Raw genomic sequence first — 13104 nt, 5'->3', positions numbered from 1 at the left:
TTCTGAATCATTATGAGAGAAGCAATTAATATCAAACCATATCTGAGATTGTCAGGACTTGAGCCGTTGGTGGTTCGGCCTGAAACCAATTTTGTTAATATCGGTGAGCGTACCAATGTCACAGGTTCGAAAAAATTTGCCCGTCTTGTCAGGGAAGGGCTTTATGAAGAAGCGCTTAGTGTAGCAAGACAACAGGTGGAAAATGGAGCCCAGGTGCTCGATGTCAATATGGATGATGCGTTGCTGGATGGTGAAGTGGCGATGGTTACTTTTCTGAATCAATTGCAGAGTGAACCCGATATCGCGAAGATTCCGGTGATGATCGATTCATCAAAATTTTCCATCATCGAAGCAGGATTGAAATGTGTACAGGGAAAATGTATAGTGAACTCCATTTCACTGAAGGAAGGTGAACAGAAATTTATAGAGCAGGCTGTTATCTGCAGAAGCTATGGAGCAGCAGTGATCGTAATGGCTTTTGATGAAAACGGACAGGCTGACAATTTTCAGAGACGTATTGACATTTGTAAACGCGCATATAAAATCCTCACTAAACAATTGGGTTTTCCGCCGCAGGATATCATTTTCGATCTGAACATATTCGCTATTGCGACTGGGCTGGAAGAGCATAATAACTACGCTGTTGACTTTATCCGTGCAACGAAAGAAATAAAGGCACTGATGCCTTTGGCTAAGATCAGCGGGGGCGTCAGCAATCTTTCATTTTCGTTCCGTGGCAATGAACACGTGCGGGAAGCCATGCACTCGGTTTTTCTGTACCATGCTATCAAGGCGGGAATGGATATGGGTATTGTAAACGCCGGTCAGCTGGTGGTGTATGATGAAATAGATCCTACACTGCGCCAGTTATGCGAAGACGTTATCATGAACCGGGGTAATGAAAACAATGAGGCGACGGAAAAACTGATTGCTTTTGCAGAAACGGTGAAAGCGAAAGGCAAGGTGGTCGAGCGCGACGAGTCGTGGCGCAATAATTCTGTGGAAGAAAGATTAAAACACGCGTTGGTCAATGGAATTACCGAGTACATCGACCAGGATACGGAAGAAGCAAGGTTGAAATATCCGAAACCTCTCGAGGTTATTGAAGGTCCTTTGATGGCCGGCATGGATGTAGTAGGCGATCTTTTCGGAAGTGGAAAAATGTTTCTGCCACAGGTAGTGAAGAGTGCGCGTGTAATGAAAAAAAGTGTTGCTGTACTTACGCCTTACATCGAACTGGAAAAATCAAAAGCCTCGTCAGCAGGAAAAATCCTGATGGCAACAGTAAAAGGTGACGTCCACGATATTGGCAAAAATATTGTTGGCGTTGTGCTGGGTTGTAATGGTTATGAAATCATTGACCTTGGTGTTATGGTACCCGCTGATAAAATTCTGGAAGAAGCGCAGAAGCATAACGTTGATATCATTGGCCTCAGCGGCTTGATCACGCCTTCACTTGATGAGATGGTGCATGTGGCTCATGAAATGAAAAGAAGGAAAATGCATCAGCCGTTATTGATTGGTGGTGCCACTACTTCACGGATGCATACAGCAGTAAAGATTGCCGGGCAGTATGACAATGGTGTCGTCCATGTGCTGGATGCTTCACGCAGTGTGACTGTTGCAGGTAGTCTTTTAAACCAGGAACAAAAACCAGGTTTTCTGAAACAAATCGACAGCGAATACCAGAAACTGCGAGAGGATTTTGCATCTAAAAAAACTTCCAAGCAGTATATTTCTTACGAAGCTGCAATTGAAAACAAATCTAAAATTGATTGGTCTTTATTTACTCCGGTTGCACCTAAACAAAAAGGAGCTTTAACATTCAGAAACTTTTCGTTGAAAGAACTGATTCCATTTATCGATTGGAGCCCGTTTTTCATTGCGTGGGAGCTGGCTGGAAAATTTCCTGCTATCCTTGAAGATAAAGTGGTAGGCAAAGAAGCAACAAAATTATTCAACGATGCGAATCAGTTGCTGAACCAGATCGTAGAAGAAAAATGGTTAGATGCCCACGGTGTTATCGGCTTCTGGCCGGCAAACAGCAATGGTCGTGATTCCGTTTCCGTGTTGAATGAAAATGGTGTTGAAGGAGAAGTTGTACATCTCCAGTTTTTACGTCAGCAGATTAAAAAAGCTGCCGGTCAGCCAAACCTTTCCCTGGCAGATTTTATTTGTCCTGAAGGAAATAACAAACAGGATTATATCGGTGCTTTTGCAGTATCCATTGCCGGTATTGAGCCTCATATCAAACGTTTTGAGTCTCAATTTGACGATTATAACAAGATCATGCTGCAGGCACTTGCTGATCGACTGGCAGAAGCTTTTGCTGAATGCCTGCATCAACGAGTGAGAAAAGAATACTGGGGTTATGTCCCACAGGAAAGCCTGGACAATACTGCGCTGATAAAAGAAGAGTACCAGGGAATTCGTCCGGCTCCTGGATATCCTGCTTGTCCGGACCATACAGAAAAGCATAAATTATTTCACCTGTTGAATGCCACAGAAAATACAGGCATCTCTCTCACAGAATCTTTAGCCATGTATCCTGCAGCTTCTGTCTGCGGTTGGTATTTTGCACACCCGGAATCAAAATATTTCGGTGTTGGTAAAATTGAAAAAGACCAGCTCGCAGATTATACACAGAGAAAAAATATGGATGCGGAAGTTGTAGAGCGCTGGCTGAGGCCCGTTCTGGAATAAGATTTAAACTTCTGTATAAATTGCTTTAATTGATGCGAGGAGTACAAAGCGTAGTTCCCTCACGTGAGTTAGTATTTCCCATATATATATTGTAGCTCACTTGAGAAAAGGTCTTTCATTTCCTTTATTAAGAGCTTTGGCAGTTTTGGAAAGTTGAAGAAAAAAATATTTAGCTTTCACTTACTTGCCAAAAATTGATAAAGTATGAAACCTTCTATCTTTTACAATATTGATCCGGCAATATTATGCGGGATATTATTTGCCGGATGTATTTTGATGGTTATTGCCGGGAAAGTCACACGTAATAAATTTCTCAAAAAGGATGAATCAGATTCACCGGGAGGTGCTGGCCCTTTGCTTGGCGCTTTATTTGGTCTTTGGGGATTTGTGCTGGCAATTACATTCGGAAATGCTTCAAGCCGGTTTGAAAATTTCCGGGCTGTAATGATTGATGAAGCGAACTCTATCCGCAACGCGATCCTGCGATCAGAAACGCTATCCGACAGTATGCAAACTTCTTTTAATGATGAATTAAAAAGATATCTCGAATTAAGAATTGAATACTACAACAAATCACAGGATCTTTCTGAGTCTGCAAAATTGCAGCAGGAAGGAGCTGAAGTGGGTGTACGCTTGTGGCGCATGGTAACAGATCTTTCCAAGCAACCTGGATACGGTCCGGCGGGTGCAGCACTTTTAGCAACATTGACAAATATGTTCGACATCGCAGCGAGAAGAGATGCGCTGCTGGTCACCGGTGTTCCACTTCCAATTTCAGTAATGTTATTTTCCCTGGCGCTCTTCGTCAGTTTCCTCGGAGGTTTTACTTCGCCAATGCTTAAAACCAAAGACTGGGTAGTGATCGCCGGCTTTATTTTACTGGCCTGCATCATCATCTATATTACTATTGATCTTGCGCGACCAACTGCCGGATTTATTGCGGTTGACAGCGGAGAAGATAAAATTGTTCAGCTGCTCACCCTGTTCGATAAATAAAATGTTTCACCAGGATGACCTGCGTGTACAAACAGAATCAATCGCCTTTTTCCATACTTTAGTCGTATGAGAATCATCAGTTATAACCTGAACGGAATTCGTGCTGCGCTAAATAAAGGATTTCTGGATTGGTTGAAGACCGATCCGGCAGACATTATTTGTATCCAGGAAACAAAGGCCCATAGAGATAATGTTCCTCATCAGCAGTTTACTGACCTGGGCTATCATGATTATTGGTACAGTGCGCAAAAGAAAGGTTATAGCGGAGTTGCCGTTCTTTCAAAATTGAAACCCGATAATGTGGTGTATGGATCAGGCCACCAGGTGAGCGATGAAGAAGGCCGCGTAATTCAACTTGATTTCGGACCTGTCAGGTTGATCAATGCATATTTTCCTTCGGGCACTTCAGGCGATATTCGCCAGACATATAAATATCAATGGCTCGAGGAATTTTTCGATTACCTCAGCAACCTTCGAAAAAAAAATCCGAAACTGGTTCTCTGTGGCGATTACAATATCGCCCATAAAGAAATTGATATCCACGATCCGAAAGGAAATAAAAATTCATCCGGATTTCTTCCTGAAGAAAGAAGCTGGATGGATAAATTTTATGCAAGCGGATGGATTGATAGTTTCAGAGCGATTCATCCGGAGCCGGATCGTTATTCGTGGTGGAGCCAACGTTTCCCTTCAGTTCGTTTACAGAATAAAGGATGGCGCATAGATTATATCAATGTCACAGAGCCATTAAAAAAAAGCATTCAAAACGCAGATATCTATCCTGATGTAAAACACAGTGATCACTGTCCCGTATTTCTCGATCTTAAATTGTAGTAGTTATTTGTTGTTATTAAAAATATTTTAGCATGTACATTTATAATGTTACTGCAAAAGTGGATTTGGCCGTACACGAATCCTGGCTGCGCTGGATGAAGGAAGTACATATCCCCGATGTTCTGTCGACAGGTTTATTTACTCATCACAGAATTCTTCATTTACTAGAACAGGATGAGAGTGACGGTGTGACTTATGCGATTCAATATTTCTGCAGTCATCTTGATCACTATCACACTTATATACATCAACATGCGCCTTTAATGAGACAACATGTAATTGATGCATGGGGAGAGCAGGTTTACTTATTCCGCACAATAATGGAGGTTATTAACTGACTGTGGAAAATATGATATATTAACTTTTCCCACTGAAAATTAATAGTATATTCTTTTAGAAGCCGCAGCAGTTCAGTATTTCAGGCCATCATGCTGAAAATCAACAGCCATAAGGGTTTCAGCCGTCGATGTAAAAATTACACAAAAATCAATTTTGATCGATAAGGCTGCAATGCAGGCAGGACGCGGCTTACAGCCCAATCTATTAATCAAAAAAAATTTTGTGATAAATGAAAAGCCTATAAATTTGTCGACGTTTAAAATTTTTTAAAAAATTCTACTATGAACAAAGCTGAATTGATTGCCAAAATTGCTGATGACGCTGGCATTACAAAAACACAGGCTAACGCTACCCTGGATTCTTTCATTGAAGCAGTTACTAAAACTTTGAAAGGAAATGGTAAAGTTACCCTGGTAGGTTTTGGCACTTTCTCTGTTTCAAAAAGAGCAGCACGCAATGGCCGTAACCCTCAAACCGGAGAAGTAATTAAAATCAAAGCTAAAAAGGTTGCCCGTTTCAAAGCTGGTAAAGAACTGACAGCTAAATTATAATCGCAACCCAACGCATTAAAAAAGCAAGTCTGCAGTATTTGTAGCTTGCTTTTTCTATTTTTGTACGAATTAAAAATCACATCATGGGAAGAGGAGATAAAAAATCAAAAAAAGGAAAAATCTTCAAAGGTTCTTTTGGAAAATCACGTCCTGCACGCCCGGCGAAAAAAGCAGCGCCAAAAAAATCGTCTGAGAAATAGTTGAAAGTTTAATGTGTAAGCTTGAAAATTAGACACTGCAATGGCAGGAGTCTAAATATAATAAACGAGAGTATTTTTAGTACAGATGAACGTTCAACGTATAACGTGATACGTTAAACGTTGAATGTTCATCTGCTTTTTCTATGCAACACATCCACCCACTGTAATCCGGCAGGGTCATTAATAATCAATATTTCCGGTTATCCGGGTCCCGTCTTTTCTGAATGCATCAACATATAATGCAATCCTTTTTTTTGCCTCCATCGGATCTGAATTATTCAGATTGATGTTCAGTAAATCTATAAACCACGGCAGTTTGGATTCACTGCTGATATATGTTTCCACTATCGAGCGGGCAATCGGTAAAGTGGTTTGTTTTGAATGCTGATATACATCTTTGTCATCCGCTTCAAGCAACTTCTGATATTCTTCATCAAGTAATTTTTCAAATAAAGCCATCGTAAAAACGTCTCCTGCGCGAGTCCCTGTCTGTTGATCGTGCACAGTGATTTCAGCTTTTTTATGTATCCATTCCCATAGTATACTCAAACGGATTTCACCCGTTGCCATATCTTCCATCAGGTACAGAATGTTGTCATCTTTGAAGAAATCCGCCGGTTTGATGGCTGCTGCCTGCATTCCCTGACCGAATGCATTTGCATATTGTAATGCGACACTGATAAGATTTCTGGCGCCCCTGATCGTACGCTCTGATGGTTCAATCACCGAAAGCTTTTCTGCATCTTCCGGTGTATATGTCAATGGCGCAAAATTGCGTCCTAACTGATTGTCATTTTTGATTTTTTCCCATACCGGCCTTACAATATGAACCATCTTCCAATGTGCCACCCATTTCCCGCTGGCCCCTTCTCTTTGTTCCCTTTCTGCTCCGGCAAGCGCTTTCTTCATACCCGCTGCAACACCCGCAGCAGAACCAACAGGGATATTAGGTTCCATCCCGCCCTGCCATAACGCATAGTTTCCGTTGACGTCCGGCGTGTTTACTGCTCTCCGTACCCGGTCCTCATAATACCTCATGTAACCATAAGTCATCGTAATAGATTCAATGTCAGGATTGATGAACGCCGGATCCCACGCCAATGCATCCGAAACACTGTTGATATAATCCCATCTTCCTGTGTTGTATCCAACAAAATGTTTTCCTAGTGCAGCACGGATTTCCATGAGTTGAAATGTCGCTTCAAGCTGCTCCACGAGAACATATACTTTTATCGTCCCCTTTGGTAATTCCAATTTCTTTTCAAGCGCATTAAGCAGTTTGTTCCATATTGCAGCCTCACCTGCTTTCTGAATTTTAGGCAGATACAATACAATAGATGAACCTGTTTTCATTAACTGCCTGTAGTTGTTTACCACATACATGGAGACATCAACAATGGATGCAGCCATCTGAATTCCCTGGGCGTCCCGGATATGCCGGTCATCAAGATGCAATCCACGCGCACGGAAAATTTTTGTCGTGAAATTCAACTGCTCTTTCCAATCAGTAATCATATCGTAGCCCAGAAAACTCCTGGACCAGTTATTCATTTCACCCGCCACCTGTTCTGCGACTTCAAGGAAAACCGGATCGTTGTGAATGGCCAGTTTCAGATTTCGTTGATTATCCAGGGACATCGTGGTAATCTGCCCCAGCGCATCTTCTCCATCAAACATCCAGCCATCGGCGCCTGACAGCAACGCATAGGCGACGTTACGGATGCTGCTTTTTAACTGCGCCTTGGGTTTTGCCGCAGGGCCCGTTCCCTGGATCCATTGACGCCGAAGGTCTGCAGGTATAACAGCTCCTTCAAATTTTCCCTCTCTGGCATCACTTACAAGGATATTTGTATTAGGAATATGGGAACCAGGATCAGAAAATGCGATCCGCTTCTTTTGCAGAAATCTTTCATTTCTCTGACGGATGCGTTCACTCATTGCATCTTTGATCACACCATTAAAACTGGACAGCTCTGACAGAACTTCAAGCACTTCAGGTGTCAATACATCACTATATAATTCTGCGAGATTGTTTCTTATAAAAACATTTGTCAATTCCATAAATGGTTGTTAGGTGTTATATTCTACGGATAAATTAACTGATTGGAATAATCCGACATGCTGTAGTCGTTACTGTTTCACACTTTTTACTTTTCCGTTCTGAGAAATAAGAATTGCTGACACTACCGAAAGTAAGACGACCATTCCTGCAAGTATCAAGTAACCTGTCCAGGCAGAACCGGGAGATACTGTCTGAACAGCTTCAGATGTTGAATAGTCCGGAACGATCCATTTAAAAACATAGGCCTGGAGCACGGTAAGCACGCAAATGACAAACAACATGATAAAGCTGTGTTTGACCGTAAATCTGAAAAGATTGGCTTCCTTGCCGATAAGGCCGACTGCAGCGGATCCGATAGCGATGGATTGCGGTGAAATCATTTTACCGGTCACTCCGCCCGATGCATTTGCGCTTACTGTTACCAAGGGGTCAACTCCGATTACTTCAGCTGAATTATACTGAAGTTTGCAGAACAACGCATTGGATGAAGTGTCCGATCCAGTAAGAAAAACACCGAGCCATCCGAGTATCGGTGAAAAGAAAGGAAACATAAATCCAGTGGCAGCTAAAGCCATGGCCATTGTAATTGACATACCGCTATTATTGGCGATAAATGCGAATGCTACAACCGATGAAATAGTTATCAGAGGAAATCTGAGTTGGCTGAGCGTTTCGAGATAGATACGCAGGCCACTTTTAAAGCTCAGGCCGAGCAATGGCAGAGAAATCAATCCGGCCAGCAACAAGCCGCTACCGGGGGTAGAGAGGAAGTTCAGTTCGAAAGGTTTAATGGGCAAAACCGATCCATTCGCTTGTATTATCGAATTCTCCATTCCGGGTAAATGAAATTTGACATGGCCAATTGAATTTAATGCATCTTTTACAGAAGGTAAGCCCCAGGCGATTACTATTATTGTCATTACAATAAATGGCGACCATGCTCTGAATATTTCAAGGTTAGTGTATTTGCGTGACATATCAATTGTTTGCGGCGGCTCTTCATTAAACCGCCAACAGGTTTGGGGTTTCCAGCATTTCAGTAAAAGCAGCATTGCAATGATGGATGCAAGCCCTGCCACCACATCCGGCAACATCGGGCCCAGGTAATTTGATGAGTACCATTGAAAAACTGCAAACGTGATTCCCGAAACCAGGATGGCTGGCATCACCTCAACCGAACGTTTAAAGCCGGTCATCAATACCACCAGGTATAGTGGAACCACGATCGACAGCACAGGTAATGTCCTTCCTACCAATTGCGATATCGCCATGGCAGGAATATCGCTCACTTTCGCAGCCGCGATAATTGGCGTTCCGATAGCACCAAATGCCACGGGTGCCGTATTTGCAATCAGGCAAATTCCAGCTGCGTATATCGGTTGAAATCCCAGGCCAACGAGCATAGCGGCACTGATAGCGATAGGAGCGCCGAAACCGGTAGCCCCTTCGAGGAAAGCGCCGAATGAAAATGCAATAAGTATGGCCTGCAACCGTCGGTCAGGCGTAACCGAAGCCATAAAAGACCTGATCACTTCAAACTGTCCGCTTCTTACCGTCATATTAAATAAAAAAACAGCGCCAATGATAATCCAGCAGATCGGGAAAAACCCATACATAGCCCCGTACAAAGCAGATAAAAGAGCTGTACCTATCGGCATGCCATATGCGAAAATTGAAACTGCAAGAGCAACTATGGCTGTCAGCAAACTGGCCTTGTACCCTTTCATCTTTTTTATGATCAATGCCCAGAAGATAAATATGATGGGCAACGATGCCACCAGTGCGGATAAAACAAGATTTCCAAACGGATCTGTAATCTGTGTATACTTCATACCAAACCTGGTTAAAAGATAGTCAGGGCTTCCTGATCAGGTGATAACAGCCGGCGTTTTTCGTCATCGTTGTTGTTCATTGAAGAGGTGGGACTTGTAGAAATGCAGAATAAAAAAAAAACAGCTTTCTGAAAAGAGACCACGACCATTTAGGACATGATAAATTAATGTCCGAATTTCAGACTACATTCCCAGGCCACTCACCTGAATATACAAACCCTAATTCATTTTTCTGCCGAGACCAAACTGATCTCCCGCTCGTATGGCTTTGCCGTCTTGTAAATGAATTTCAATCATCTTCTCACTGGCTACATTATTGAATTGCTCATCCTGCAGTTGAAGAAGGATCTTTCTTGTTCGAGTATCAATGACTTCTCCGCTTGATGGATACGCATATTTACCGTCGAGACTAAACATTATCCAGCCAGGCATATCCTGCAGCGGAATTGTAGTGAGTTGTTGCCATGGCTTTTCAGCTGAAAACACATGCATCCGCATATTATATCCATCGGCCAGCCAGATTTCCTTTTCATCAGGCGTTAGCGCGATTCCATGACTTGGATTACCATGTCTTCTTACAGGACCTTTATTCCAACCCTGGACTATGACCCGACCCAATACCTGGTTTTTGTCAAGATCTCCGACTTCAAATCCAAGCAGGCTGTCAACTGTTACAAATACCGTTGTCTCTTTTCCGTTGACAGTAAATGGCCGGATGAAATTGCTAAAGGGGCCGACGCGTTTTACAATTTCGTGTGTGGATGGATCTGCAACATGCAGCAGCGGAGAAGCGATATCTGCCATGTACACGGCTTTTCCGGACAGGCTGTAAACAGTATTGTGCGCTCGTTTTACAACAGTGATTTTTTTAATAATATCACCCGTTTTACAATCGACCACATTCCAGAAGTCTTTTTCCATCGAGGGCAGGTACATGGTCATACCATCGGGAGAAATCGCCAGGCGATCACAACCGCCTTCCACTTTTTTCTCCCAGACAATTTTGTCATTTGCCAGATCGATTCGCTGCAATCCCTCTATCGTGGTGATATACACACTATTTAACGCAAGGGAAACCGCGATGCCCTTCACATTCGATGGCGTCCCGTCCGGATGAAATCCCTGTGTAGCAATCCTGCGTACGAACCGGTGATGATTGTCCATATCAAAAACAAGTATCCCATGACCACCATAACCCAGGTAGTCGCGAATGCCCGGAGTAGCGACATACAGGTATCGCTTTGTTTTCTGACTTTGCGCATATGCGTCACCGCCAGTTGGTAGGTATATGAACATCAGCATCAGCAAAAAGGCAGTTCGGTGCGGCAAAAATATCCGGTGTAGCATAATCAGCAGTTTATGAATTGAAGGAAAACGTCAGCACTTCATCAGTTGGCGTTTTGTGATAAAGTCAGGATCGAAATCAATTCCAGGGACCGGGCCTTTTGGATACTTCGGCCACCCATCTTCATTTCCACCAAAATAGCAATTATCTGGTTGAACAATTTTGACGGCCTCAATAACTATCAGCAAAAGAAAACCACGTACAGTGATTTCCTGGTCAGATTTAAATTAGTAAAATTCTGCTTAGGAAAGTTTATCTATGGACTTAGTCTGTTGATATTCCAGGAAGCGTCAATATCAGCAGTATACAGAATCCGGTCATGCAGTCTGCCGGGCCGGCCTTGCCAGAATTCTATCTTATCGGGAACTACCCGGTAACCTCCCCAATGAGGTGGGCGGGGAATTTCAACTTCCTTAAATTTTTCTTTCGCCTGGTTGAATTGCATTTCAAGTTGCTCCCGACTTTCAATTATTTTACTCTGAGGTGAAGCCCATGCTCCGAGTTTACTTTCTTTCGGCCTTGATGCAAAATATTCATCACTTTCTTCAGTGCTTACCAACTTCACAGAACCTTCTATCCGAACCTGCCTTTCCAGTTCTTTCCAGAAAAAAAGCAATGCAACTACAGCGTTCCCGCTGATCTCAGTTCCTTTACGGCTAAAATAATTCGTGAAAAACACAAACCCTTGACCGGTATATTCTTTCAGTAAAACAATCCGTGCAGAAGGCCGGCCATCAGCAGCAACAGTAGCCAGCGTCATGGCATTTACTTCATCTATTTTTGCAGCAACAGCTTCTCTCCACCACTTGTCAAACTGAATTATCGGAGAAGGATCAACCTGGTCTTCCGACAAACTTGCCATTTTATATTCCTTGCGAATATCAGCGATGCTCATGAGAAAAAGTATTTGAATAAACCGGCGACTTATTTCACAAGCGTTCCCACTTTCTCGCCCATCACTACCCTTTTCAGGTTTTCGTTTTTATTCATATCAAAAACAATGATGGGAATATTGTTTTCCATACAAAGGGTGAAAGCGGTGAGATCCATAACGCGGAGATTTTTCTCCAGGCATTCTTTGTATGTTATGGTCTCGTATTTTGTGGCAGTAGGATCTTTTTCGGGATCCGCAGTATAAATGCCGTCAACACGTGTTCCCTTCAGAATCACATCCGCGTTGATTTCGACGGCACGCAGTGAACCTGCTGTGTCAGTGGTAAAATAGGGGTTGCCTGTTCCTGCGCCGAAGATCACAACACGATGTTTTTCCAGGTGCCTGATCGCACGTCTGCGAATATATGGCTCTGCCACCTGTTCCATTTTGATGGCGCTCTGCAAACGGGTATATACTCCCAGTTTTTCCAGCATCGCCTGCATGGCCATTCCATTGATTACGGTGGCAAGCATACCCATGTAATCACCATGAGCACGCTCTATTCCCGTTTCAGATTCGTTCATGCCCCTGTAAATATTTCCGCCACCGATTACAACGGCAACTTCCACACCAAGGTCAACGATTGTTTTAATTTCCTGGGCATACTTACTGATAACTGAAGGATCAAGTCCGAAACTATTTTGCCCCATTAATGACTCACCGGAAAGCTTCAGAAGAACACGTTTGAAAACTGGCATGGCGCGAAGATACAAAAGGAAGGATGAAGTACGAAGTGAAGGACGAAGTAGTTGAAAGTGGGAAGTGGAAGGTTGAAAGTGTTAGGTTACAGGTGAACTGTTCTGCGTGAATCTGCGTGTATCAGATCAGCGAGCATCTGCGGGAACAGAAAAATTTCAATCGCAATCGCCGGCTGTCCGAAACTGTACTGTCAACTACTCAACCGTGAGCTGTTCTGCGTGAATCTGCGTGTATCAGATCAGCGAGCATCTGCGGGAACAGAAAAATTCAATCGCTATCGCCGGCTGTCCGAAACTGTGAACTGTCAACCACTCAACCGTGAGCTGTTCTGCGTGAATCTGCGTGTATCAGATCAGCGAGCATCTGCGGGAACAAATAAATTCAATCGCAATCGCCGGCTGTCCGAAACTGTGAACTGTCAAACACTCAACCGTGAGCTGTTCTGCGTGAATCTGCGTGTATCAGATCAGCGAGCATCTGCGGGAACAGAAAAATTCAATCGCAATCGCCGGCTGTCCGAAACTGTGAACTGTCAACCACTCAGCCGTGAGCTGTTCTGCGTGAATCTGCGTGTATCAGATCAGCGAGCATCTGCGGGAACAGAAAAAT

The 13104-nt window shown here is 43.3% G+C and carries 11 protein-coding genes; 6 read left to right on the top strand and 5 right to left on the bottom strand.

Annotation, left to right across the window (positions count from 1 at the left end; all coding sequences use genetic code 11):
• The first annotated feature begins 12 nt into the window (after nt 1-12).
• The 6 genes from metH (at nt 13) to P2W82_RS06345 (ending at nt 5623) form a co-directional block, all read left to right on the top strand.
• Nucleotides 13-2703, top strand: a complete 2691-nt coding sequence (gene metH, locus P2W82_RS06370) for a methionine synthase (protein ID WP_336515014.1) — start codon at nt 13-15, stop codon at nt 2701-2703.
• Nucleotides 2704-2907: 204 nt separating this feature from the next.
• Complete coding sequence (locus P2W82_RS06365; protein ID WP_336515013.1) at nt 2908-3699, top strand: bestrophin-like domain; 792 nt, start codon at nt 2908-2910, stop codon at nt 3697-3699.
• A 66-nt stretch (nt 3700-3765) separates the two neighbouring features.
• Nucleotides 3766-4533: an exodeoxyribonuclease III gene (locus P2W82_RS06360; RefSeq protein ID WP_336515012.1), complete on the top strand. Its 768-nt coding sequence runs from the start codon at nt 3766-3768 to the stop codon at nt 4531-4533.
• 32 nt (nt 4534-4565) lie between these two features.
• Nucleotides 4566-4871 carry a DUF4286 family protein gene (locus P2W82_RS06355; protein ID WP_336515011.1) on the top strand — a complete coding sequence of 102 codons (306 nt, stop codon included), beginning with the start codon at nt 4566-4568 and terminating at the stop codon, nt 4869-4871.
• 282 nt (nt 4872-5153) lie between these two features.
• Entirely contained in the window at nt 5154-5423 is a 270-nt protein-coding gene (locus P2W82_RS06350; RefSeq protein ID WP_336515010.1) for an HU family DNA-binding protein, read from the top strand.
• Between the two features lie 83 nt (nt 5424-5506).
• Nucleotides 5507-5623 carry a 30S ribosomal protein THX gene (locus P2W82_RS06345; RefSeq protein WP_336515009.1) on the top strand — a complete coding sequence of 39 codons (117 nt, stop codon included), beginning with the start codon at nt 5507-5509 and terminating at the stop codon, nt 5621-5623.
• 180 nt (nt 5624-5803) lie between these two features.
• On the opposite strand, the gene P2W82_RS06340 is transcribed toward P2W82_RS06345, so the two are convergent.
• The 5 genes from P2W82_RS06340 to pyrH form a co-directional block, all read right to left on the bottom strand.
• Nucleotides 5804-7684: a malate synthase gene (locus tag P2W82_RS06340; protein ID WP_336515008.1), complete on the bottom strand. Its 1881-nt coding sequence runs from the start codon at nt 7682-7684 to the stop codon at nt 5804-5806.
• A gap of 69 nt (nt 7685-7753) precedes the next feature.
• Nucleotides 7754-9517 carry an L-lactate permease gene (locus tag P2W82_RS06335; RefSeq protein ID WP_336515007.1) on the bottom strand — a complete coding sequence of 588 codons (1764 nt, stop codon included), beginning with the start codon at nt 9515-9517 and terminating at the stop codon, nt 7754-7756.
• Nucleotides 9518-9736: 219 nt separating this feature from the next.
• Nucleotides 9737-10864, bottom strand: a complete 1128-nt coding sequence (locus P2W82_RS06330; RefSeq protein WP_336515006.1) for a YncE family protein — start codon at nt 10862-10864, stop codon at nt 9737-9739.
• Between the two features lie 254 nt (nt 10865-11118).
• On the bottom strand, nt 11119-11757 hold the full coding sequence (gene pdxH / locus P2W82_RS06325) for a pyridoxamine 5'-phosphate oxidase (protein WP_336515005.1): 639 nt from the start codon (nt 11755-11757) through the stop codon (nt 11119-11121).
• A gap of 29 nt (nt 11758-11786) precedes the next feature.
• Nucleotides 11787-12494, bottom strand: coding sequence for a UMP kinase (pyrH, locus tag P2W82_RS06320; RefSeq protein ID WP_336515004.1), 708 nt, complete (start codon nt 12492-12494; stop codon nt 11787-11789).
• Nucleotides 12495-13104: the final 610 nt, after the last annotated feature.

This window comes from Pollutibacter soli, assembly GCA_029269725.1.
In the GTDB taxonomy this organism is placed as follows: Bacteria; Bacteroidota; Bacteroidia; order Chitinophagales; family Chitinophagaceae; genus Pollutibacter; species Pollutibacter soli.
The sequence above is the reverse complement of the archived record's forward strand: the minus strand, read 5'-3'. Positions and strand labels throughout refer to the sequence as shown.